This window comes from Paraburkholderia acidiphila (genome assembly GCF_009789655.1).
Taxonomy (GTDB): domain Bacteria; phylum Pseudomonadota; class Gammaproteobacteria; order Burkholderiales; family Burkholderiaceae; genus Paraburkholderia; species Paraburkholderia acidiphila.
Window position 1 is genome coordinate 418,256 of record NZ_CP046912.1, and the last position, 22,828, is coordinate 441,083.

The 22,828-nt window shown below is 65.2% G+C and carries 25 protein-coding genes; 14 read left to right on the plus strand and 11 right to left on the minus strand.

Annotated elements, in window-relative coordinates; genetic code table 11:
- The first annotated feature begins 31 nt into the window (after positions 1–31).
- Entirely contained in the window at positions 32–1,633 is a 1,602-nt protein-coding gene (locus tag FAZ97_RS32030; RefSeq protein WP_407671952.1) for an efflux transporter outer membrane subunit, read from the plus strand.
- Between the two features lie 28 nt (positions 1,634–1,661).
- On the opposite strand, the gene FAZ97_RS32035 is transcribed toward FAZ97_RS32030, so the two are convergent.
- Both FAZ97_RS32035 and nfsB read right to left on the minus strand, forming a co-directional pair.
- Complete coding sequence (locus tag FAZ97_RS32035; protein ID WP_158762791.1) at positions 1,662–2,117, minus strand: PACE efflux transporter; 456 nt, start codon at positions 2,115–2,117, stop codon at positions 1,662–1,664.
- A gap of 84 nt (positions 2,118–2,201) precedes the next feature.
- Positions 2,202–2,852 (minus strand): oxygen-insensitive NAD(P)H nitroreductase, encoded by a 651-nt coding sequence (gene nfsB / locus FAZ97_RS32040; RefSeq protein ID WP_158762792.1) that lies wholly within the window; start codon positions 2,850–2,852, stop codon positions 2,202–2,204.
- Between the two features lie 183 nt (positions 2,853–3,035).
- On the opposite strand from nfsB, the gene FAZ97_RS32045 reads away from it, so the two are divergent.
- The 5 genes from FAZ97_RS32045 to FAZ97_RS32065 all read left to right on the plus strand — a co-directional run bounded on the left by FAZ97_RS32045 (position 3,036) and on the right by FAZ97_RS32065 (position 6,368).
- Positions 3,036–3,455 (plus strand): secondary thiamine-phosphate synthase enzyme YjbQ, encoded by a 420-nt coding sequence (locus FAZ97_RS32045; protein WP_158762793.1) that lies wholly within the window; start codon positions 3,036–3,038, stop codon positions 3,453–3,455.
- A gap of 86 nt (positions 3,456–3,541) precedes the next feature.
- Positions 3,542–4,264, plus strand: a complete 723-nt coding sequence (locus FAZ97_RS32050; RefSeq protein ID WP_158762794.1) for a dienelactone hydrolase family protein — start codon at positions 3,542–3,544, stop codon at positions 4,262–4,264.
- Between the two features lie 125 nt (positions 4,265–4,389).
- On the plus strand, positions 4,390–5,163 hold the full coding sequence (locus FAZ97_RS32055) for a bestrophin-like domain (protein ID WP_158762795.1): 774 nt from the start codon (positions 4,390–4,392) through the stop codon (positions 5,161–5,163).
- A gap of 46 nt (positions 5,164–5,209) precedes the next feature.
- Complete coding sequence (locus FAZ97_RS32060; RefSeq protein ID WP_158762796.1) at positions 5,210–5,521, plus strand: cupin domain-containing protein; 312 nt, start codon at positions 5,210–5,212, stop codon at positions 5,519–5,521.
- Positions 5,522–5,663: 142 nt separating this feature from the next.
- Positions 5,664–6,368 (plus strand): glutathione S-transferase N-terminal domain-containing protein, encoded by a 705-nt coding sequence (locus FAZ97_RS32065; protein ID WP_158762797.1) that lies wholly within the window; start codon positions 5,664–5,666, stop codon positions 6,366–6,368.
- Positions 6,369–6,399: 31 nt separating this feature from the next.
- On the opposite strand, the gene FAZ97_RS32070 is transcribed toward FAZ97_RS32065, so the two are convergent.
- Both FAZ97_RS32070 and FAZ97_RS32075 read right to left on the minus strand, forming a co-directional pair.
- Complete coding sequence (locus FAZ97_RS32070; protein ID WP_158762798.1) at positions 6,400–7,086, minus strand: DUF4410 domain-containing protein; 687 nt, start codon at positions 7,084–7,086, stop codon at positions 6,400–6,402.
- Between the two features lie 23 nt (positions 7,087–7,109).
- Complete coding sequence (locus FAZ97_RS32075) at positions 7,110–7,727, minus strand: HAD family hydrolase (protein ID WP_158762799.1); 618 nt, start codon at positions 7,725–7,727, stop codon at positions 7,110–7,112.
- Positions 7,728–7,864: 137 nt separating this feature from the next.
- Here FAZ97_RS32075 and FAZ97_RS32080 point away from each other — a divergent pair, with 137 nt between their 5' ends.
- The 4 genes from FAZ97_RS32080 to FAZ97_RS32095 all read left to right on the plus strand — a co-directional run bounded on the left by FAZ97_RS32080 (position 7,865) and on the right by FAZ97_RS32095 (position 10,316).
- Positions 7,865–8,125, plus strand: coding sequence for a hypothetical protein (locus FAZ97_RS32080; protein WP_158762800.1), 261 nt, complete (start codon positions 7,865–7,867; stop codon positions 8,123–8,125).
- 406 nt (positions 8,126–8,531) lie between these two features.
- On the plus strand, positions 8,532–9,446 hold the full coding sequence (locus FAZ97_RS35300; protein WP_199272230.1) for a hypothetical protein: 915 nt from the start codon (positions 8,532–8,534) through the stop codon (positions 9,444–9,446).
- A 10-nt stretch (positions 9,447–9,456) separates the two neighbouring features.
- Positions 9,457–9,924, plus strand: coding sequence for an Imm50 family immunity protein (locus FAZ97_RS32090; protein ID WP_158762801.1), 468 nt, complete (start codon positions 9,457–9,459; stop codon positions 9,922–9,924).
- Positions 9,921–10,316: a hypothetical protein gene (locus tag FAZ97_RS32095; RefSeq protein WP_158762802.1), complete on the plus strand. Its 396-nt coding sequence runs from the start codon at positions 9,921–9,923 to the stop codon at positions 10,314–10,316. Before FAZ97_RS32090 ends, FAZ97_RS32095 begins: the two co-directional genes overlap by 4 nt.
- Before the next feature lie 595 nt (positions 10,317–10,911).
- On the opposite strand, the gene FAZ97_RS32105 is transcribed toward FAZ97_RS32095, so the two are convergent.
- Together FAZ97_RS32105 and FAZ97_RS32110 are read right to left on the minus strand one after the other, a co-directional pair.
- The gene (locus FAZ97_RS32105) at positions 10,912–11,874 is read right to left on the minus strand and encodes a LysR substrate-binding domain-containing protein (RefSeq protein WP_158762804.1); all 963 of its coding nucleotides are present in this window, start codon (positions 11,872–11,874) and stop codon (positions 10,912–10,914) included.
- Positions 11,875–11,879: 5 nt separating this feature from the next.
- A complete protein-coding gene (locus FAZ97_RS32110; protein WP_158762805.1) occupies positions 11,880–12,959 on the minus strand; it encodes a tartrate dehydrogenase in 1,080 nt (359 codons plus the stop codon).
- A gap of 258 nt (positions 12,960–13,217) precedes the next feature.
- On the opposite strand from FAZ97_RS32110, the gene FAZ97_RS32115 reads away from it, so the two are divergent.
- Positions 13,218–13,715, plus strand: a complete 498-nt coding sequence (locus FAZ97_RS32115; RefSeq protein ID WP_158762806.1) for a GAF domain-containing protein — start codon at positions 13,218–13,220, stop codon at positions 13,713–13,715.
- 6 nt (positions 13,716–13,721) lie between these two features.
- Here FAZ97_RS32115 and FAZ97_RS32120 read toward each other — a convergent pair whose 3' ends face one another.
- The 3 genes from FAZ97_RS32120 to FAZ97_RS32130 form a co-directional block, all read right to left on the minus strand.
- Positions 13,722–15,065: a glycosyltransferase family 87 protein gene (locus FAZ97_RS32120; RefSeq protein ID WP_158762807.1), complete on the minus strand. Its 1,344-nt coding sequence runs from the start codon at positions 15,063–15,065 to the stop codon at positions 13,722–13,724.
- A gap of 103 nt (positions 15,066–15,168) precedes the next feature.
- The gene (locus FAZ97_RS32125; protein ID WP_158762808.1) at positions 15,169–16,881 is read right to left on the minus strand and encodes a tetratricopeptide repeat protein; all 1,713 of its coding nucleotides are present in this window, start codon (positions 16,879–16,881) and stop codon (positions 15,169–15,171) included.
- A 293-nt stretch (positions 16,882–17,174) separates the two neighbouring features.
- The gene (locus FAZ97_RS32130) at positions 17,175–18,086 is read right to left on the minus strand and encodes a LysR family transcriptional regulator (RefSeq protein ID WP_158762809.1); all 912 of its coding nucleotides are present in this window, start codon (positions 18,084–18,086) and stop codon (positions 17,175–17,177) included.
- A gap of 129 nt (positions 18,087–18,215) precedes the next feature.
- On the opposite strand from FAZ97_RS32130, the gene FAZ97_RS32135 reads away from it, so the two are divergent.
- Positions 18,216–19,115, plus strand: a complete 900-nt coding sequence (locus tag FAZ97_RS32135) for an aldo/keto reductase family oxidoreductase (RefSeq protein WP_158762810.1) — start codon at positions 18,216–18,218, stop codon at positions 19,113–19,115.
- A gap of 14 nt (positions 19,116–19,129) precedes the next feature.
- Here FAZ97_RS32135 and FAZ97_RS32140 read toward each other — a convergent pair whose 3' ends face one another.
- The gene (locus FAZ97_RS32140) at positions 19,130–20,035 is read right to left on the minus strand and encodes a LysR family transcriptional regulator (RefSeq protein WP_158762811.1); all 906 of its coding nucleotides are present in this window, start codon (positions 20,033–20,035) and stop codon (positions 19,130–19,132) included.
- A 128-nt stretch (positions 20,036–20,163) separates the two neighbouring features.
- Here FAZ97_RS32140 and FAZ97_RS32145 point away from each other — a divergent pair, with 128 nt between their 5' ends.
- Complete coding sequence (locus FAZ97_RS32145; RefSeq protein WP_233272025.1) at positions 20,164–21,420, plus strand: MFS transporter; 1,257 nt, start codon at positions 20,164–20,166, stop codon at positions 21,418–21,420.
- Positions 21,421–21,561: 141 nt separating this feature from the next.
- Here the strand turns inward: FAZ97_RS32145 and FAZ97_RS32150 are convergent, their stop codons facing one another.
- Positions 21,562–21,786 (minus strand): hypothetical protein, encoded by a 225-nt coding sequence (locus FAZ97_RS32150; RefSeq protein ID WP_028205419.1) that lies wholly within the window; start codon positions 21,784–21,786, stop codon positions 21,562–21,564.
- A gap of 396 nt (positions 21,787–22,182) precedes the next feature.
- On the opposite strand from FAZ97_RS32150, the gene FAZ97_RS32155 reads away from it, so the two are divergent.
- A complete protein-coding gene (locus FAZ97_RS32155) occupies positions 22,183–22,818 on the plus strand; it encodes a LysE family translocator (RefSeq protein ID WP_158762813.1) in 636 nt (211 codons plus the stop codon).
- Positions 22,819–22,828 lie beyond the last annotated feature (10 nt).

Below are 22,828 nucleotides of genomic sequence, written 5' to 3' on the forward strand. Positions count from 1 at the left end.
GACTCGCCTTGCCCCATCGAATCCATCGCTCATGCGAATGTTGATCTCCGCCGCCGGATGCGCGGCCTCGCGCGCGCTGCCGCTCGCGCGGCCGTTTGCCCCCATGACCGCCGCGCTGCTGCTCGCGGGCTGCATGGTCGGGCCGGATTACCACCGGCCCCAGGTCACCGTGCCCACCACCTGGAAGGAGTTGCCCGGCTGGACCCAGGCCGAGCCCGAAGCGGCACAGGCCCCCAAGGGCGACTGGTGGACCGCCTTCCATGACCCGCTGCTCGACGAACTCGAACCGCTCGTCGTGGTATCGAACCAGACCGTGCGGCAGAGCTATGCGAACTACCAGGAAGCGCTCGCCGAAGTGCGCGTGGCGCGTGCAAGCCTCTTTCCGACCATCGGCATTACCGGCTCACTCGCGCGCGAGCGCTCCTCCACGGGCACGCTCAGCAGCGTGAGCAGCATCACCTCCACGCCGAGCGGCGCGCGTATCGTCAACGGCGGCACGCTCGAAGGCAACGCGAGCTGGGATATCGACCTCTGGGGCCAGGTGCGCCGCCAGATCGAGGAACAGTCGGCCACGGCGCAGGCGAGCGAAGCGACGCTGGCCAATGCTACGCTCTCCGAACAAATCGCGCTGGCGAACGCTGTGATCGATCTGCGCATCACGGACGCCGATATCGACCTGCTCACGCATACCGTGCAGGCGTATTCGGACTTCCTGCGCGTGGTGGCCAACCAGGACCAGGCGGGCACCGTCCCGCCTTCCGATCTGGTGTCCGCGCGCACGCAGCTCGAATCCGCGCGCGCGAGCCTGATTGCGCTGGGCGTGGCGCGCGCGCAATACGAGCACGCCATTGCGGTGCTCGTGGGCCGCAACCCCGAAGAGGTCGATATTCCGCACAGCACGCAGCTTCCCGCGCTACCGACGATTCCCGCCGGCGTGCCTTCCACGCTGCTGCAGCGGCGGCCCGACATTGCGACCGCCGAACGCCAGATGGCCTCGGCCAACGCGGCGATCGGCGTGGCGGTGGCCGCGTACTATCCGTCGATCTCGCTTTCCGCGCTCGACGGCTTCACGCAGTCGCCGCTTTCGGGTCTGCTGCACATGAGCAACTACGTCTGGTCGCTCGGCGCGAGCGCGACCCAGACGATCTTCGACGGCGGCCAGCGCAGCGGTCAGGTGGCGGCCGCGCGCGCGAGCTATGACGCGGCGGTGGCGAACTATCGCGGCACGGTGCTGACGGCGTTCCAGGGCGTGGAAAACGATCTCTCCGGGCTGCGCATCCTCGCACAGCAGGCCGAAGTGCTCGACGCCGCCGTACGCGACGCAATCCACGGCGCGCAGATCGCGCAAAACGAGTACGAGGCGGGAACCGTCGACTACACGACGGTCGCCACGGCGCTCGCCACGCAGGTGACCAATCAGCAGAGCGCGCTCAACGTGCAGCAGCAGAGGCTGCTCGATACGGCTTCGCTGATCGGCGACCTGGGCGGTGGCTGGTCCGGGCAGTTGCACGATGCGCAGCATCCGGACCGTGCGGTGACGCCGGCTTCCGACGCGGCCGTTCCGGCGGCGAGTGCCAGCGGTGCGGCGAATGTAGAAGCGAGCCGGACGCAGGGCGCTGTTCAGAGCCCCTGACCTCGCTCCTCGAGCGTGAGAACCCGCGCTATGCGTGCGGGTCCGTTTCCGAGGTGGCAGTCACCGGCATGGCGGAGGCCGGCAGCCCGAACACGGCGTCGAAGATCAGGTTGTAGACGTAGTTGTAGACGAGAAAGAACACCGAGAGCCCGATATCCATCGCAAACGCCTCGACCAGCGTGACTTGCAGCGTAAGCGCGATCATCGGCACGAGAAACACCACGAGGCCGCCCTCGAAGCCGACCGCATGCGCAATGCGGCGCGCGACACTGCGGCCGCGCTTCGTCTGGCGCGCTTCCCAGCGCTCGAACAGCAGGTTGAAGACGAAGTTCCAGCCCACCGCGATCAGCGACGAAAACACCGCCGCCGCGCCCGCGCGGTTCATGCCGCTGCCCGAGAGCGAGGCGAAACTCGAACCGGTAATCAGAATCGCGATGCCTTCGAACAACGCGACGTAGACGATGCGGCGTTTGATACCCTGCATGGACGAATGCTCCTGATGCGGCTCCCGTGTCGATCGCCGCGCGTGTTGCAAGCTTGTTGCGAGCGCGGCGAAACCCTTCGCGAATCAACCCAGATCGGTAAATACCGAAGCCGCGGACAAACGCGACTTCGGCAGCTTCGCGTTGAAGTCGTCGGCGCTGCGGTAGCCAAGGCCAATGACCACGAGTGCGGTGAGACCCTGTTCGCGCAGGCCCAGTTCCTCGTCGAGCGCCTTCGCGTCGAAGCCTTCCATCGGGCAGGCGTCGATTTCGAGCGTCGACGCGCCGATCAGCAACGTGCCGAGCGCGAGATACGCCTGCTTCTCCATCCACGCGGGCAGGTCGTTGCGCTCGCGATGCAGGTTCACGTAGAACGAGCGCGTCTTTTCCTGACCCGCCTTCGCTTCGGCATTGGCGAAGCGGCCGTCCGCTTCTTCCTGCGCGAGCACGTCGGCGAGGTGGCGTTCGTCCATGTCGGTGCGCACGCACAGCACCACGACGTGCGAGGCGCGCGTGACCTTCGGTTCGTTGTATGCGAAACCTTCCATGCCCTTTGCGATACGCGCGCGCGCAGCATCGCTTTCCGCCAGCACGAAATGCCACGGCTGCGAATTCACCGACGAGGGGCTGAAGCGGATCAGCTCCTTGAGTTCAGCGATGACGGCGGCGGGAATCTTGCGGGCGGGATCGAATGCCTTGGTGGCGTGGCGGGCTTTCGCGTAGCGGGTGAGGTTCAAGCGGTTTTCTCCTTCGTGTGCGGTCGGCCGGGGCGGCGCCCGGCAAGGCCGACATCGTACCAGCATCGTGCGCTGGCCACGGAGGCCGTCTGCACGCCGGGCGCGCCTGCGCTATGCTTAGCGGTTGAAATTGCCGCGACGGCCTGCCTGCCACGCGCCGCGGTCCGCCAGGAGAAACCGATCATGCGCCAGGCCATTCATCATCTGCCGGTGAACACGCGCACGCGCGGGCTTGTCGAAATCAGCCATGAAGTGCGCGCATTCGTGCGCGAACAGCGCATCGCCACCGGCTTGCTCACCCTCTTTTGCCGCCACACGTCGGCCTCGCTCTTGATCCAGGAAAACGCCGATCCCTCGGTGCGCCGCGATCTCGAACGCTATTTCGAGCAGCTCGCCCCCGAAGATCCGGAACGTTACGAGCACGACACCGAAGGCCCCGACGACATGCCCGCGCATCTGCGCACGGCGCTCACGCACACACAGCTCTCGATTCCGGTCGAGCACGGCAATCCCGTGCTGGGCACGTGGCAGGGCATCTATGTGTTCGAACATCGGCGCGCGGCGCACACGCGCGATATCGTGCTGCATCTGATCGGCGAATGAGCCCGTTGGGTGCATACACACAAATCCCGTACGCAAGCGCTATGCTTGCGTCTTTCGTTCAACCGACTCACCCAAGGTTGCCCCAAATGAAACAGTCCGCCGGTTCCATGATTACCTTCACCCGCCCTGACGGCCAGTCGCTCCAGGGTTATCTCGCCAAGCCGGAGAAAAGCGAAGGCGCGCCCGCCATCGTCGTGATCCAGGAGTGGTGGGGTTTGAACGACCAGATCCGCGGCGTGGCCGACCGTCTCGCGCAGGCGGGCTACCTCGCGCTCGTGCCCGACCTCTATCGCGGCAAGAGCACGGTCGAGCAGGAAGAGGCTCACCACTTGATGACGGGCCTCGACTTCGCGGACGCCGCCTCGCAGGACGTGTACGGCGCGGTCACCTATCTCAAGACGCTCACGGACCGCGTAGGCGTGACGGGCTACTGCATGGGCGGCGCGCTCACGCTGCTCGCGGCAACCATGGTCCCGGGCCTGACGGCCGCCGTGGTGTGGTACGGCTTCCCGCCGCTCGACTACATCGATGCGAGCAAGATCACCGCGCCTATCCTCGGCCACTTCGCGACCCAGGACCAGGCGTTCAACATCGAAACCGTGGCGGAGCTCGAAACGAAGCTCAAGAACGCCAACGTCGATGTCGAATTCCATCGCTATCTCGCCCACCACGCGTTCGCGAACGAAACCGCCGTGGGGCCGACCCGCATCGCCATCACGCAGTACGACCCGGTCTGGGCGCAGCTCGCGTGGGACCGCTCGCTGACGTTCTGGGGCCGCACGCTGTGGCCGCAACGCGCGGCGCGCTGAAGCGCTGACAACGGCCCGCGCTCTCGCGCGGAGCTGTCGTAGAATCGGCGTCGCCCCGCCTCGCGCGGGCGACGCCGTTCTGCATTGCAGCGCCTTCGTCCCTCTCACGCTCTCGCGGAGACTCCATGACGCCGCTCATCCTCCAGCGCCCCGCGCTTCTGTTCATCGTGCTGATTTTGGTGCTGCCGCTTGCCGCCGGCCTTGGCACAAAAGTGCTGCACCGGCGCTTCCCGCTCGCCGACGAAGCGCGCGAGAACTACAAGATCGTGCAGGGCGCGACGCTCACGCTGCTCGCGCTTTTGATCGGCTTCACGCTCTCGATGGCCGTGGGCCGCTACGACCAGCGCAAGAACCTGGAAGAAGAGGAGGCCAACGCGATCGGCACGGAGTACCTGCGCGTAGAGTTGCTTGGCGGCGAGGCGGCTGCGCAGGCCAAGGCGTTGCTCGGGCGCTATCTTCAGGCGCGCATCCAGTTCTATGTCGTGCACGACGCTGCCGCGCTCGATCAGATCAATCGCAACACCAGCGAACTGCAGACGCAACTTTGGGCGAGCGTGCGCGACGCCGCTAAGGCGCAGCCGAATCCGGTGATGGCGCTAGTGGTCGGCGGCATGAACGACGTCATCAACTCGCAGGGCTACACGCAGGCCGCGTGGATCAATCGCATTCCCGTTGCCGCGTGGGCGCTGATGATCGTGATCGCCATCTTCAGCAACCTGATGCAGGGCTACGGCGCGCACGCCCAGGTCGGGCGGCGCGTGCTGCTGCTCGTCCTGCCCATTACGGTGACGCTGTCGCTCACGCTCATCGCCGATATCGATAGCCCGCGCGGCGGCTTGATTCGTGTCGCGCCGCTTAACCTGATGAGCCTTGCGCAATCCCTACCTGCGAATCCTTGAGCGCCACTTCGCGGCGCCGCAGGATCGCGCCCAAACCCTTACCGTCATGAAAGTCATCCGTTCGAAAACCTTCACCGCCAGCCGCCCGTGGGGCGCGCTCGACATCGCCAACATGAGCGGCACCACCGTGCGCCTGCACTGGACCGACCAGCCATACAAATGGCACGTCAACGACGGAGAGGAGGTGTTCGCCGTGCTGGACGGCGTGGTCGACATGCATTACCGCGAAGGCGGCGCGGAGCACGTCGCGGTGCTCGAAGCCGGCGACGTGTTCTTCGCGGGCGTGGGCTGCGAGCATGTCGCGCACCCGCGCGGCGAGGCGCGCATTCTCGTGGTCGAGCGTGAAGGCAGCGTGTAAGCCGAGCCTTGTGGCGAAAAGACGGCGCGCGCCAATTCCACTACACTTGGCGGCCTGACTCCACTCCCCCGTCGGGCCGTGGCGCGCCTCGCACGGCTCGCGCCCCGGCGCCGAAGGACTTTCAGGACTGCAAGGACCTCGCATGAACGACCTTTCCGCATTTCCCATCACGCGCAAGTGGCCAGCGCTGCATCCCGAACGTATCCAGCTTTATTCGCTGCCCACGCCCAATGGCGTCAAGGTCTCGATCATGCTGGAGGAAAGCGGTCTGCCGTACGAGCCGCATCTGGTGCGCTTCGACGCGAACGACCAGATGTCGCCGGAATTCCTCTCGATCAATCCCAACAACAAGATTCCCGCGATCCTCGACCCGAACGGCCCGGGCGGCGAGCCGCTCGCGCTCTTCGAGTCGGGCGCGATCCTAATCTATCTCGCCGACAAGTGCGGCCGCTTCCTCGCCCGCGAAGGCGCGGCGCGCTACGAAACGATCCAGTGGGTCATGTTCCAGATGGGCGGCATTGGCCCGATGTTCGGCCAGGTGGGCTTCTTCCACAAATTCGCGGGCAAGGAGTACGAGGACAAGCGTCCGCGCGACCGCTACGTCGCCGAATCGCGCCGTTTGCTCGCCGTGCTCGACCAGCGCCTTGAAGGCCGCAAGTGGATCATGGGCGACGAGTACACCATCGCCGACATCGCCACGTTTGGTTGGGTGCGCAACCTTGTCGGCTTCTACGAGGCCGGCGACCTCGTGGGTTACGCCGACTTCAAGAACGTCGCACGCGTGCTCGCGGCGTTCGTCGCGCGGCCGGCGGTCGAGCGCGGCCTCAACATTCCGCCGCGCGGTTAAGGCACACCGGGCACACCGGGTAAGCGCGGCATCATTGCGGCGCCGCTTTCACGCGCGCCGCGACCGAGTCGGCCACTTCGGCCGCCGCGCGGTCCACGTTCTTGCGGTCATCGGCGCGCGCCAGCACGAATTTGGCCGCCGCCACGTAGGGATTGAGCGCGATAGCCGCGCCGGCGCCCGGCTTCGCGTGGCTCGATTCGCTGTCGATCACCTGATAAAGCGGCTGCGGGGCCTGGGTGGCGAGGTTGTCCACGGCCACCGCCAGCTCGATCTGGCTCGCGCCCGAGCCGAAACCCACCACCGCGCGCCGCAAGCTGTTGCCTTCGTCCACGCTCAAAAATACGCCGCGCACGAGCCAGCCCTGTGCGGGCAGCGGCGTGCCGCTGGGCAGGCGGCGCGCATCGAGGCCCTTTGCGCGCAGGTCGTTGACCAGCGCATTGGCCAGTTTAGCGACGTCCTGATCCGCCTGCTGCTGCGGGTCGCGGTGACGCAACCTCGGCAGCAGGCCGCCGCCCAGATGCTCGCGGGCATTCGCCACAGGATTCGAGTCCTGCTTGACGTTGGCCGCATCGAGCTCGAAGTCCGTCACGTAGACGAGCGGCGCGCCAGGCGCAGGTCCCGGCGCCGCGGGCGCGCCCAGGACTTGCGCCGAGGCGAGCGGCGCGAACGCACACAGCCAGAGCGCCGCAACCAGGTTCCAGTGCCATTGCATCTTCATCACATGCTCCCGTATGTTCGCCATCAATCGTCGATCAACCCGAGCCGCGTAAGGTCGCGCGCGAGCGAATCGGCTTCGACGAAGTGACACGCCTGCAGACCCGCGTCGAGCGCGCCCGTCACGTTCGCTTCGCTGTCATCGATGAAAAGCGTTTCCTGCGGCTGAGCGCCGAGCTGCGCCACGCAGCCCAGGTAGGTCTGCGCAGCCGGCTTGACCGCGCCGAATGTGGCCGACGAATAGATCTGCGAACCGAAAAGCTGCGCGACCGGCGGATTCAGATAATCGAGGTGATGTGTGACGAGCGAGCAGTTGTTGGTCAGCACGGCGATGCGGCAGCGCGCGGCCACGCGCTGCGCCAATGCGAGCGCCGCCTCGTTCGGCGTGATCGAGGCGCGCCGCGAAGCGAGCCACACATCGCGGCCCACCTCGCAGCCGAGCATGACGCCGAGCGCGCGCAGATAGGCGTCGGGGTCGATCTCACCCGCGTCGGCGCGCGCTTCGAGGCCCGAGCCCCAGATCGCATGACGCACGGTTGCGGGCGGCGCGCCGGTGGCGGCCGCGAGGCTCGCCACGCGCGCATCGCGATCGTAGTGGGACAGCACGCCTTCCATGTCGAAGAGGACTACGCCGATCGCCGCCATTTGCCACTCCCGCCACGAAATGTCCAACTGCGGTCCGCATCACGCCCGCTGCCGATCATACCGCCGGGTTGGCGCGAACGCGGCACACCTTGATCGCGCCCCTAAACCGTCAATCGTTTTTCGGTAAACTGGACCGCATGGACACCTGCCGTTACTGCGGAAAATTGCGCGACGAATGGGATTGCCACGGGCCCGCGTGCCGCCAGGCGATCGCGCAGGCGCTGCGCCGCCAGCGCAAGGGGCTGCCGATGGTGGCGAACGTGATCCGCAACGAGATTCCCGCCGACGCCACCACCGGCCAGATCATCACCGTGCTTTCGCGCCAGCGTCAGCGCGCGCGGCGCGGCAACGAGGAGCGGCGCGAGCGCAAGGCGCTCGATATTCCCGAAGGCGAGTGAGGCGCCGCTGGGGGGCGTCATCCATCGCAGTGCCCATCTTCACACCGATGCGACTGCCCTCCTGCTGACGAGAGAAACCGTCTAGTTCAACGATAGGGTTCAGTGCCATCCGATCCAACGTCGTGCAACCGTCGATATGGCGCAATGTCAGGCGTCAGTACGCGTGTTACGTATAGGCCATGAGCCCCAGGACGACGGATACGCCATGCCCATGCCTTTCCCAAGATGGAACACCCTCGAAGTACCGCTGGAGAATGGGTGGCAATGCACGCTCGTACCGGGTGGCCAGTACCGCGACGCAGTCTGGAGTCAACAACCGAGCGGGATCAAGCCCTACCCGCTCAGACGGCCACGATGGGGATGGCCCGACGGCAGGGACGGAACCCTCTCTTCCCGACAGTCATCGATGCGCACGCCCCGTGTCTGGCGCGACGAACACGAGCGCAAGCGCTGGGAGCGCGATGAACTTGAACGTCAGCGCGACGAGGACCGGGGCGACTTCTACCGCTATTTCAAGCCGAAGGATGACCTGCGCACGATAACCGGTCAGCGTGGCCTGCAGACAATTCAGGAGTATCTTTCCGATATTCTTGACTTCACCCACTGGAACCTGCCACAGACAAACGCCGATGTCCGGCGCGTTTTGTGCGATGTGGTGCGCAGCGGCCGTCTTGTGCCTTACATGGACAGGGAGTGGACGCAGCGCCCACGCGTGTTCCGGCTCACGCCAGCGCCTCAGTTCCGGCAGTCGGCAAGTGCATCGGGTGGGGGAAATGCGAACCGTCCATTGACATGGGATGAGTGGCTCGCGTTCAAGGCCGCACAGGAGGGCAAAGTGGCTGGAGCGGGGTCTGCCCTGTCTACGGCATTCGATGTGCCCTCGCAGGTAGCCAAAGCCGCAACTGGGCTGACGCAAGCCGTAAGCGGTGCCGCGAGCAGTAGCGAAGGAGATGGAGGCGCAGGACTCTTGGGGTTCGTTGCGTCGGCGGCAGGCGCATTGGTCGGCGGCGACGACGATTCGGACAGCCGCGCCGTCCAAGGTGAGCAGACATCGCTCGGCGACTCCCAGCCATTCGACTATCAACCAGATAGATCAATTGATGACACTCAGCAGTTCGCGGCGCGTGGCGTCCACTTGACGGGCAACGAGCCCGGTGGCTATCGCGTGAATCCTAACGGAGTGGACGTGGACTACTTCGATTCGAATGGCAACCTGTGTGCCCAATATCACGCGAGCCACGGTGAACCACATGGTCATAATTTCTTCGATGGGAAGCGGGACAACGCACACGTCCCGATGTCTCCAATTAACTGCGAATGAAGAGAAGGCGATGAATAAACCGGAACAGACTTGGGGCTGGGAATTGGCAACTCAAAGCGACATGCTAAAGCGTATGCTGGGAACGTACACGTCGTTTCATGATTCGGCCGTTCGCTCTTTTTGCATGATTCGTCGACGAGAGAGACGCGAAGGTGTTGACGGGCTTCCAATGTCCGGTATGCGAACGCGCGACCTGGTAGATGTGCAACTGGAAGTGCTTCACGACCGCTATGGACCGCCTCCTGCAGGGCGAACCCACGACTACGTCGTTTTCCTGGACTGTCTTGACGTGCGAACTGCAGAGATTGACATAAACGCAATGCTTGAGGAAGCCACCATAATGGAAATGTCGCTTACCAAAACCGAAGGCGGATTACTCAAGCTAGACCTGGTGCCAAACGTCGGGTTAGACATTCGACTCACCTGTGTCCAAGTCGTCATCCGCGACCTGCAGCCCTATGTCCGCCCATCTTCATGAACGGCAGCGACATGACAGACAACATACTGACCGCATGGAACTATTTCCACGATTGGTATTTGAGGGGCGTCTCAGCAGATATGAGTGCCAGAATTGTGGAACTGACATTGATGTTCGATGACAGAAAGACGCGCGCCCGTGTCCTTTTCAAAGGCGTATCCCGGTGCCTTATGAACGATTTTCTAGTTCAAAACATCATCTACAATGCAAGGATACTTACAGATTACAGTATCGACGAATACGCGCGAGCACTCGGCATGCTCGAAAACTCATACTTCGGCAAAGAAAATTACAACCCAAAGCCAATAGCCATGTTCACCGCAACCCTAGGCGCTGAAATACTTGTCGAATTCGACACTTTCGATGTAATTCCTGACTCCACCGCCAATTGATCGAAGAATGCAGCGTTGGGGTAATGATTGCGCGAGAACCGAAGAGAAAGTATTTCGCAATCTCATATATTACAAGCGAATAAAGTTCGATATCTTCACACTCGACGGCTCGTTAATTGATCCGCTCAAACAGACTACTAACGTTTCGGATTGGACGTTAGATCAAATTGGCCATGAAATTGGCGAAGACGCGACGTGGCGTCTTGGCATTACCACATTTGATGTCCTCCCGATATCTCTTCCAACTCTGGGTACCGAGTCAAAGCACTTTGTCATACCGGGTGGCAAGGTCACCCCTGAGAGTTCGCGTTAGCACGGACCGAAATTGCGGTGCACATGCTGGGGCAACTGCTCGCGGTTCACTGGAACTCGCCAGGGGGAAACTCATTCCTCATTGCTAGCGTCTCCTCTATCTGCGCCGACTACCTGTCAGATCGAATTCAGACTAATACGACTGAACCGCATCCGGCGACTGGCCGGAGACTACGAAAGTCAGCCCGGAACCTTGGCCGGCCTCCACTTCGTAGTCGTCGCCGTAGTCATGCTTGTCCACTTTGCGGCCCTAAATAACAGGCCCAACATGCTCTAACACTCCCTACCGCTCGCTCTCGTCCTCGTTCGCAGGCGCGGAAATGCCGATGCGCGCGAACGTTTCCTCCAGATGATTCACGCACACGCGCACTTTCGCAGACTGCGCGAGCCGCGCCGGGTACACGGCCCAGACATTGGCCGGCTGCGTGACGCCGGGCAGCACGCGCTGCAAGCGCCCGCTTTCCAGCAATGGCGCGACATCCCACATCGAGCGCAGCACGATGCCGCGCCCCGCCAGCGCCCACTGCACGGCCACCTCGCCGTGATTGGTGGAAAGCGGCCCGGCCACCTTCACCGAAACCGTTTCGCCATGCGCGTTCAAGCGCCATACGCCGAACGGATGATCGCGCTCCTTGATCGCGAGGCACGCATGCTCCGCGAGACCGGCGACCTCCTGTGGCGCGCCGCGCCGCGCGAGATACGCAGGCGCCGCGCATAGCACGCGATAGTTCGTGGCGAGCCGCCGCGCGATCAGATGGCCGGCGATCTCGTCGCCGATACGCACGTCGAGGTCGAAGCCCTCGCCCGCCACGTCGACGAGCCGGTCGAACAGTTCGAGCCGCACGCTCAATTGCGTATACCGCTCGGAAAGGCTCGCGAGCGCGGGCGCCACGAAATTGCGGCCAAAGCCGAAGCTGCTCGACACGCGCAGCGTGCCGCGCGGAATGCGTCGCGTGGTGGACACGTCGTCCACGAGCCGCTCGACGTCGTCGAGAATCTTGCCGGCCGACGCATAAACGCGCTCGCCCGCTTCGGTCATCGCGACGCGCCGCGTCGAGCGGTGCAACAGACGCGTGCCGAGACGCGCCTCGAGCACGCCCACGCGCTTGCTCACATAGGCCGGCGAAGCCGAAAGCGCTTCGGCCGCCGCGCTGAAACTCGCCTTGCGCGCGACCATGCAGAACACGCGCAAGTCGTCGAGTTCGGGCGATGCCAGAGACTTTGGCGCTTTCGGTGCGTCCGGCATGGGCGTTACAGCGCGGCGGCGACCGCTTCGCCCAGCGCTGTCGTATTCGACGTGCCGCCCATGTCGGGCGTGCGCGGGCCTTCCACCAGCACCTTCTCGATCGCCTGCATGATCGCGTCGTGCGCGGCCTTGTATTGCGCGTCGCCGTTGCCGAGGAAGTCGAGCATCATCGCGCCCGACCAGATCATCGCGATGGGGTTGGCGATCTTTTTGCCGAAGATATCGGGCGCGGAACCATGCACCGGCTCGAACAGCGAGGGAAACTTGCGCTCGGGGTTCAGGTTCGCCGACGCCGCCAGACCGATCGTGCCCGTGCAGGCGGGGCCGAGGTCCGAAAGAATGTCGCCGAACAGGTTCGAGGCGACGACCACGTCGAAGCGATCGGGCTGCAGCACGAAACGCGCGCACAGAATGTCGATGTGCTGCTTGTCCCACTTCACGTCGGGGTAGGTCTGCGCCATGGCCGCCACGCGCTCGTCCCAGTACGGCATGCTGATCGAGATGCCATTGGACTTCGTGGCCGCCGTGAGCTGCTTGCGCTTGCGCTGGTTCGCCAGTTCGAACGCGTACTTGAGAATGCGGTCCACGCCCTGGCGCGTGAACACCGACTCCTGCAGCACGAACTCGCGCTCAGTGCCTTCGAACATCTTGCCGCCTACCGAGCTGTACTCGCCCTCGGTGTTCTCGCGCACCACGAGGAAGTCGATGTCGCCCGGCTTGCGGTTCGCGAGCGGACACGGCACGCCCGGCAGCAGCCGCACCGGGCGCAAGTTCACGTACTGGTCGAACTCACGGCGGAACTTCAGCAGCGAGCCCCACAGCGAAATGTGATCGGGCACCTTGTCGGGCCAGCCGACCGCGCCGAAATAGATCGCGTCGAAGCCCTTGAGCGTGGCGAACCAGTCGTCGGGCATCATCTTGCCGTGCTCGAGGTAATAGTCGCAGCTTGCCCAGTCGAAATGCGTGAATTCGAGCTTCAGGCCGAACTTCGCGGCCGCCGCCTCGACGACGCGCACGCCTTCGGGCATCACTTCCTGGCCAATGCCGTCGCCGGCAATCGCGGCGATTCTGAATGTCTTGCTCATGCTGCGTTCTCCGTTTGTGTCTGTCCTGATGCGCCAGCATGCCTGAAAACCGGCGCGCAACCAGCCCCGCAGGCGTGGATAGATTCAACACGAAACGTGGATAATCGCATGCGCGCGCGCCACGGTCCATGCACGTGCCCTCGATCCGGCATCGGGCGATTTCCTGTCAACGCCCGATCTCGCCTACACTCTCGGTTGGCTCAACCGCGCCTGATGCAAGCTTTTGCTGGACCGGCGCATATCCTGATCGACCGACTTATGTTCTCGCTTTCCGACACCCTTCCCTCCGATAAACCCGCCCTCTACGAATCGCTCGCCGCGCAGGCGCGCTCGCTGATCGAAGGCGAAGCCGACGTCATCGCGAACGCGGCGAACTTCGCTTCGCTCGTGTTTCATTCGCTCGAAGGCCTGAACTGGGCGGGCTTCTATTCGTTCGACGGCACCGAGCTCGTGGTCGGTCCGTTCCAGGGCAAGCCGGCGTGCGTGCGCATTCCCATCGGCAAGGGCGTATGCGGCACCGCAGCGGCTACGCGGCAAACGCAGGTCGTGCCCGACGTGCACGCGTTCGCGGGTCACATTGCGTGCGATTCGGCTTCGCAGTCGGAAATCGTCGTGCCCCTCGTCACACCGGACGGCGAGCTGATCGGCGTATGGGACGTGGACAGCCCGCATCTCGCGCGCTTCGACGAAGAAGACGCGAAAGGCATGGAGCTGCTGTGCCGCACCTTCATCGAGTACGGCATGAAGCGGCGTTAAACGCGGTTAAAAGCCACGCTTCAGCGCGTCGCCCGATGTCTGCGGCCGCGCGCCGTGGTTGGCCCCGTGCACGATTGCCAGCAGGGCGAGCACGCCGAGAAACGTCCAGGAGTCACCCAGCCAGTGCCCCGTCAAAAGGAACGATGCGCTCAGGATAGCCAGCCCGAGCGTGCGCTCCTTCTGCGCCTTGCGGGTCAGCAACGTGAACAGCGTCGCAACGTAGACCACGGGCAGCAGGCCGAAGTGATGCTCCCACGCAATCGGCGAGGCGAGCGTGAAGGTCAGCCCAGCGCACAAGAAATCCAGCAGGCTTGAGGCCGCGCCGCGCGGGGGCCTCACGAGCGCTGCCGCAATCAGGATGACCGACGTGGCAAGGGTGCCCAGGTAGACGACCGGTTGATACGGCGGGAACCCGTGCGCATCGAACACGTTCACGTCGCCCTGCGCGAATATCCGGTTGAGCAGACCGTTGAAAGACTGGTTGGCAATATACGATTCGCCGGTGCGCGAGAGTTCGTGCAACACCCGCAGATAGTCCAGATGGTTCTGCCAGCCGAAGGTCGCGACGGCGAGGAGGTTGCCTGCCAGCGCCACGACACCCCAAGCGAATACGAAGCGCCACTCGCGCCGCCATGCGCCCCATACGAGGAACAGTGCGAGTTGCGGTTTGATCAGGCAAGCCAGTCCAATCAGCAGGCCCGCCACGCTTTTGCGCTCCGAGAGCCAGGCCAGCGCGGCCAGTGAAAATAGCGCGTTTATCCAAACCTGGATCTGACCCAGTTCGAAGGCCTTGCCCACCGGGTAGTACAACAGGGTAGCGAGCGCCACCATGAACCCGAGGTGCATCTGGAACGGGGCATAGCGATCGTCGCGAGCAGCGAGCTTCACGGCGACCCGCGCATTGACCACGCAATTGAACGCGATTACCCACCAGTTGACGGTGTTCAGCATGAGGTTGTTGAGCTGCACGCCCATGCGCGCGAGCCAGTCGAACAGCAACAGGCTGCTCGGCGGGTACTGAAACTTGATGTGATCGACGAAGAAGAGTTGATCGTAGAGCCGGCCGCCGGGATGCTCCGCGAACCAGTTCAGCGCGGCCAGCATGGGGCCCCACGAATCGCCGTATTCGCCGCCGCGCACAAAATGGATCAACCACCGCAACGCGTGGCCCAGCGCACCGGGGGTCTGGAAATCGTGCCAGCGCCCGTTGCCGAGCCGGATGATCTCGTCGACGACCGGCGAGACAACGAGCACGAAGAGGCAGAGGTAAATGATCTGGCGACGCACGCGCGCATGTTTGCCGGAGGCGCCGGCCTGCGCTTGCACACGCGTATGTGAAGTGATGTCCATGGCAGTCTTCGCGCTCGGATAATGCGCTAACAATAGACTGTCCATACGTTTACAAATGTGCGACACCTAACTTGCCGGTAAGGTGGGCCGTTGCCTTGCCGTCCTATGTTTGCGCTTGCGGCCCCGCCAGCGCCGCAAGCGCTTCCTCCACACGCTGCAGGACATCGTCCCAGGCGCCGTTCTCGCCCTGGCGGAAAAGCCGCGCCGTTGGATACCACGGCGAGTCTTCCCGGTCGCCGAGCCAGCGCCAGCACGCAGCAAAGCGCGAAAGCACCCACACCGGCTTGCCGAGCGCGCCGGCCAGGTGCGCCATCGAGGTGTCCACCGTAATCACGAGATCGAGATTCGCGACGATCGCCGCGGTATCGGCGAAATCGCGCACATCGTCCATCGGGTCGAACGGGCGCAAAGCAGCGGGAATCGCGGCGAGCTGTGGCCGGGTCGTCGCGCCCAGCTGCAGGCTCACGAACGTCACGCCCGGCGTGCGCAGCAGCGGCATGAACGCGCACGCGTCGAGCGAGCGGCGCTGGTCGATCGCGTTCGAACTTGCCTCGTCCTCGCGCGGATTGCCGGCCCACACGAGTCCGACCTTCAGGGCGCCTGCGGGCAACCGGGTGCGCCACGCCTCGGCGTGCGGTGCGTGCGCATGCAGATACGGCACGCGCGCCGGAATCGACGCGACCGTGGTGCCAAAGCGCAACGGCAGGCTCATGGACAGGCACCAGAAGTCATGGCTCTCGATGCGCCCCTGGCCGTTCAACGGAATCACGCGGTCGGCGCCCGCGAGCGTTTCGAACAACCGCGCGAGCGCCGGCGCGCAGGCGATGCTCACCTGGGCCGCGCCGAGCGCCTTGAGCATTGGCACGTAGCGGCAGAATTGCAGACAGTCGCCAAGACCCTGTTCGGGCCACACGAGAATCGACTTGCCCGCGAGCGTTTCGCCTTGCCACTCTGGATACGGCACAGGCGGGCGCGCGACGCCGCCCTCGCCTATCGACGGATCGTGGCGCGCTTCGTACAACGGCCAGGCCGCCTCGTACGCGCCCAGACGCAGCAGCGGCAACGCGAGGTTCGCACGCGCCGCCGCGTAGTCGGGACGCAGCGCGAGCGCGCGCCGATACGGCTCGATCGACGCCTCGACCTGGCCGAGTTGCCAGAGCGCGTTGCCGAGGTTGTTGTGGATTTCGGCATGGGTGTCGTCGAGCGCCAGCGCGCGGCGGCACGCCGCCTCCGAGTCGGGCAGGCGGTTCATTTCCTTGTACAGCAGGCCCAGGTTGTTCCATGCCGCGACGTGCTCCGGATGCCGCGCGAGCACCGCAAGATACGCGGTTTCAGCTTGCTTCAGACGGCCTGAGCGCCACATCAGCACGCCGTGATTGAGCAGCGCTACTGCGTGATGCGGGTCGATCTCCAGCGCGCGCGCAAGCACGGCTTCGGCTTCGTCCGCGCGGGCGTCGTTCATTAGCGCGAGGGCGAGATTGGCGCGCGTGGGCACGTCGTCGGGGCGGATCGATAGCACATGCTGGTAGGCGTGGCCGGCGGCGGCGAAGCGGCCGCGCCGGTAGAGCCACGCGCCGAGTGCGGCGTACGCGTCGGCCAGCGCCCGCGGCGTGGCAAACGGCGGCGACGCGCCGTGCCGGGCGCCGCCGGCGAGCGTGCGGGCCGCCAGCTCCAGGGCCCTTGCGTCGGCAGGCTGCGCCTGCAGCACGCGTTCGAGCGCGCCGAGCGCTGCGTCGTGCTCGGCCGCCGTGTGCGCCGACAACGCGTCATGCCAGGCGGCGTCTGCGGACGATGTGTGAGCTGGGGACGTGTTCATCGGCGTACTCATGAGAGGCAAGGCGCTTGCGGCGCGAAGTCTTCGAATCTACGGTCGTCTCATAGCCGTGAACATTGGCAAAGTCCGAAAACGCGATGCCAGGACGGTATGCGTCCATTCGCGCCCTTAGTCAGAGGGCAAGTTCCGCTATTTCTGCGCCACCTGCGGCAGCCATCTCCTGGCCGAGCGTCCCGCGCAGCCGCATGTGATCTCGCACGACGCGCCCTGGCTCACCGACGACGGCGATACGCCGTACCATCCCGAGTGGGCGACGTGAACGCCTCGACGCTTGCTCAGGAGGCCGAATCGTCTTGCGCATGCGCCTTCACGAAATCGACGAACGCGCGCAACGGCGCCGGCAGATGCCGCCGCCCTGGATAGTAGAGAAACGGCCCCGGAAACGAGACGTCCCAGTCGTCGAGCACGCGCACGAGCGTGCCGCTTCGGATATGCGGTAGCAGCATTTCCTCGAACAGATACACGATGCCGACGCCATCGAGCGCCATGTTGATCAGCAGGTCGAGCGCGGCGCCGGGACGCACGACGAGCGGCGTGGGCGGGTCGAGCCGCAATACTTCGCCATTGCGCTCGAAGTGCCAGAGCGGCAGCGCGCCGCCCGCGAACTGCACGCGCAGGCACGCGTGCCCGAGCAGATCGCGCGGATGTTCGGGCCGCCCGCGCGCCGCGAGATACGCGGGCGAGGCGGCCGTCGCGAAGCGCTCCACGCGCGGGCCGATGGGAATCGCGATCATGTCCTGCTCCAGCCGCTCGTCGTAGCGGATGCCGGCGTCGCAGCCGATCTGCAGCACGTCGACGAAGCCGTCCTCCACTACCACTTCCACGCGGATCTCGGGATACGCGCGATGAAATGGCGCGAGGACGCCCGGCAAAATGGTGCGCGCCGCGCTTGCGGGCACGTTGAGCTTGAGCGTGCCCGCGGGCTTTTCGCGGTAGCCGTTGAGCACGTCGAGCGCCGCTTCCATCTCGCTGAAAAGCGGCGTGATCGATTCGAGCAGCCGCTGCCCCGCCTCGGTCGGCGCGACGCTGCGCGTGGTGCGGTTCAAAAGGCGCAGCCCGAGCTTCGCCTCCAGCCTGCGCACCGCGGCGCTCAGGCTCGACGCCGAGACGCCGCCCACGCGCGCGGCGTCGCGAAAGCCGCCAGCGCGCGCGACTGAAACGAAAGCGGCCAGATCGTTCATTTCCATCGCCATCGTTCACCCCCGCCGTTCGACCGCATTGTTCGAAATCATGCACAGCCTGTTCTAATCAGATGGGATTATCGGACAATTCGATCGCGCCCATACTGCGGACATTCGTCAACCGAGGAGTACGCAATGTCGAACCGCAAACCCGCAAGCACGTATGAACTGGCCGGCCGCCAGGTGAACCGCATGGGCTACGGCGCCATGCAACTCGCAGGGCCCGGCGTGTTCGGGCCCCCGAAGGACCGCGCACAGGCCGTCGCGGTGCTGCGCGAGGCCTTGGCACTGGGCGTCGATCACATCGACACGAGCGACTTCTACGGCCCGCACGTGACGAACCAGATCATCCGCGAGGCGCTGCACCCGTATGCGCAGAACCTTACGATCGTCACGAAGGTGGGCGCCGTGCGCGACGACAAGGGCGCGTGGCTGCCGGCACTGGAACCCGCCGACATCGAGCGCGCGGTGCACGACAACCTGCGCAATCTGGGCCTCGAGGCGCTCGACGTGGTCAACCTGCGCATCATGGGCGACGTCCACAAGCCCTCCGAGGGGCCCGTGGAAAAGCAGGTCGAAACGCTTGCCCGGTTGCGCGAGCGCGGCCTCGTGCGCAATGTCGGCATGTCCAACGCCACCGCTGCGCAAATCGCGGCGGCACAGCGCCTCGTGCCCATCGTGTGCGTGCAGAACCACTACAACCTCGTGCACCGCGACGACGACGCGCTGATCGACGCACTGGCCGCGCAGGGCATTGCCTACGTGCCCTTCTTTCCGCTCGGCGGCTTTACGCCGATCCAGTCGTCGGCGCTTGCGTCGATTGCCGCGCGCATGGACGTCACGCCGATGGCGCTCGCGCTCGCGTGGCTCCTGCGGCGCTCGCCCAACATTCTGCTGATTCCGGGCACGTCCACGCTTTCGCATCTGCGCGAAAACGTGGCGGCGGCGCAGATCGATCTGGACGACGAAGTGCTCGCTGAACTCGACGCCATCGGCAGCAGCGGCAACGGCGGCAGCGCGGCGGCGCACGCCTGAGCACCACCACGCCGTCACGCCATTTCGGCCGTCTCCAGCTTGCTCGCCAGCGCATCGCGAATGAGTGCGACCGGTCGCACGAGGCGCCCCGGCAACGCCCCGTGCACGAGCCACACGTTCAGGCCCGAGCGGAAGTCGGTCGCGTCGATGATCTGCAGCTGGTCGCGCAGCGAGCTGCGCGCGAGCGCCTGCGGCGCGGCGAGCCCGACGCCCATGCCGCGCGCGACCAGAGAAAGCTGCAGCTCCGAGCCGAACGCCTCGACCGCCACGTTGAACGGCAGTCCCGCCATGCCCATGGCGCGGCTCAGCGCCGAGCGCATCCCGCAGCCGTCCTGGTTCAGCACCCACGGGTGATGCGCGAGCGCGGCGAGCGTAGTGGGCTCGTCGGGCAAGCCGAACGAGCGCGCGGCGACCACGAGGGTCGGGGTATAGCCAAGCTGGGTGGCGACAACGCTCTCCGGCGGCGCAACGGCAGCGGGCAGCAGGATGACCGCCGCATCGAGCCGTGCGCGCTCGACTTCGTCGAGTAGTCCAGGCGACCAGCCGGCCCTCACGCGCAGCGTCAGCTTCGGAAACTCGCCGCGCAACTGATCGACGGGCTGCTCGAGCGCCAGCTCCGAGAGAAACGGCGGCACGCCGAGCTTGAGTTCGCCCGTGGGTTCGGTTTCCGGCGAAGCGACCGACATCAGATCGTCGACCGCTCTCAGGACCGAGCGCGCGAGGCTATACACCTCGTTGCCGGCGGCCGTCGGTTTGAGCGGTTTGCTCTGGCGATCGAGCAACTCGACGCCAAGCGTCGTCTCGAGGTTCTGGACGCGGCGCGTGAGGCCCGGCTGCGTCAGGAACAGCCGCTCCGACGCCCGCACGAGCGAGCCGCTTTCGACCACCGCCACGAAGGCTTCAAGATCTCGCGTGTTCACAACGACTCCGCATAAAGATTATCGCGATAATTCAATTGTCGCATAACGTGAGGCTCCCTACGATAACTGGACTTGCCACGTTGCGGAGCCAGTCGATGGAGCATCCTGTTGAAACCTGTACGCGTGTGATGGCGCGCGAAGCCGCCCCCGCGAGCCACGTCGGCGACGCCGGTCACACCACGCTTACGCTGCCGATGACGCTGTTTTTCGCCGCCGCCGTCGGCGTGATCGTCGTCAATCTGTCGGCGGCCCAGCCGCTCGCCGGACTCGTGAGCCATTCGCTGCATCTGCGCCCGGAATTCGTCGGCGCGGTCGCCATGCTGCCGCAGCTCGGCTACGCAGCCGGCCTGCTGCTGCTCGTGCCGCTTTGCGATCTGCTCGAAAACCGGCGCCTGATCTTCCGCACACTGCTCGCCTGTTCGGTCTTTTTGGCCCTCGCGGCGCTGGCGCGCTCGGGCCCGCTCTTTCTGGCCGCGGCGTTCCTCGCGGGAGCGACTTCCAGCGTGATCCAGATGCTCGTGCCGATGGCGGCCTCGATGGCGCCCGAAAGCCGGCGCGGGCAGGCGGTGGGCAACGTGATGAGCGGCCTGATGCTGGGCATTCTGCTGTCGCGGCCGCTTGCGAGCCTGATTGCGGGAACGCTGGGCTGGCGCGCGTTCTACGGCATCGAAGCAGCAGCGGATGCCCTGCTCGCCGTGGTCCTCTTCCTGCGCACGCCGCGCCGCATGCCAACCGTGACCGCACGCTATGGCGATCTCATTTATTCGCTCTGGACGTTACTGCGCACCGAGCGTGTTCTGCGGCGCAGCGCCTTCCTCGCGGCGCTCGCGTTGGGGGCGTTCTCGGCGTTCTGGACTGCCGTCGCCCTGCTGCTGTCGCAGCCGCCGTTTTCGCTCGGCATGAACGGCATTGCCGCGTTCGCGCTGGCCGGCGCGAGCGGCGCGATCGTCACGCCGCTCGCGGGCCGGCTGGGCGACCGAGGCGCCGGGCGCGCGGTGCAATACGCGGCGCACGCAACGATGCTCGGCGCGGTCGTGCTGCTGGGCGTAGCGGGCGCGGGCTGGGGCGGCTTTTCGCCCGCCGCGCACCCCGTACTGGCGCTGGGTCTGCTCGTGGCGGGCGCCGCCTCGCTCGATGCGGGCGTCATCGCCGACCAGACGCTCGGACGGCGCGCCATCAACCTGCTCAATCCCGCCGCGCGCGGACGGCTCAACGCGATTTTCGTGGGGATGTTCTTCATCGGCGGCGCGGCCGGCGCGCTCATGGCCGGCGCGGCGTGGGCCTCGGCGCGCTGGAGCGGCGTGTGTTTCGTCACCCTCGGCTTCACAGCTGCGGTGATCGCGCTCGGCTTCGTGTATCGCGCATCGCCGGCCTCTGCGCGCTAAGACCCCATCCGACACCAATGAAAAAGCCGCGGCTATTGAGCCGCGGCTTTCGTGTATCTGAATTGCCACTCGCGTATCGACTGACATGAAGCGAAGCGCGCCCGACTCCCCGGTCCATCCGTCATGCGCGCGGCAAGGCGTTCATGTCTGCTGATCCGACCCATCCGCGGGCTGCGCGGTGTTGTCGTCGGCGGGCTTTTCGTCTTCCTTCTTCTCGACTAGCTGCTCGACTTCCTTGGCGCCTTCGAAACCGGCAACCGCCGCAGCGGCCTTGGTCAGAAAGCCTGCGTTCGGATCGAGCTTCTCGGCGCCTTCCACTGCGGCCACCGCACCGGCAATTTCACCCACCTTGTCCAGAATGCCCATATCACCCCTCCAGTTGAAACCCGCTCCGGGCTGACGAGGCGATGGCTCGCCTCCCGTGCGCCGCACCTTCCCATCCAGCGAGCGCGCCGCTTCATTGTGGGCCTGCTCGATGGCCGCATCAATCACTAACTCATTAATCTGACAATGATTGACGATTCCATATACGAACGTATATTGCGACGCGTCAATGGTTTGACTATAGTGAAGTTGTCTCCTCCATGTCTCCCTTGGCATGGTTCAAGCCCGCACTCGTTGCGGGCTTTTCTTTTTTCCGGGTCGCACCTGGGCATCATGCGGGCCTTGCATTCGGCCTGCAGGCCGCGGCCAGGCGCGCGGCGTCCGCTGGCATAATTCACCCTTCGCCGTTTTCCAGCCCTCTTTCACTTCGTCGCTGCAATGAATCTGCATACCTGGTGGCTGTTCCTGGTCACCGTCTTCGTCGTCTGCGCCATCCCCGGTCCGAATATGCTGCTCATCATGTCGCATGGCGCGCAGTACGGCTTGCGCCGCACGAGCGCAACCATGGCGGGCTGCCTTTCCGCCCTGGTCCTGATGCTGGCCGTCTCCGCCGCCGGACTCGGCGTATTCCTGCAGGCGTGGCCGACCATGTTCAACGCGCTTCGATTCATCGGCGCCGCGTACCTTGTCTATCTGGGCATCAAGGCGTGGAGCGCGCCCGTGCCCGAGGCCGCCGCCGACGTTGTCGAGCGTGTGGTCGCGCGCCCCGTGCGCTCGCCGCTTGCGCTCTATCGCAACGGCTTTTTCGTCGGCGGCAGCAACCCGAAGGCGATTCTTTTCGCGGCAGCGCTCCTGCCGCAGTTCATCGACGCAACCCGCCCCGTACTGCCGCAGTTCGGCGTGCTCGTTGCGACCTTCGCCGTGTGCGAGGTGAGCTGGTATCTCGTCTACGCGGGCTTTGGCACGCGCATCGGCGCGACGCTCAAGAGCCGGCGCGTGGCGAAAGCGTTCAATCGCGTAACGGGCGGGGTGTTCGTCGGCTTCGGCGCGATGATGGCTTTGCTTCGCCAGTAAGTCCGGCCGG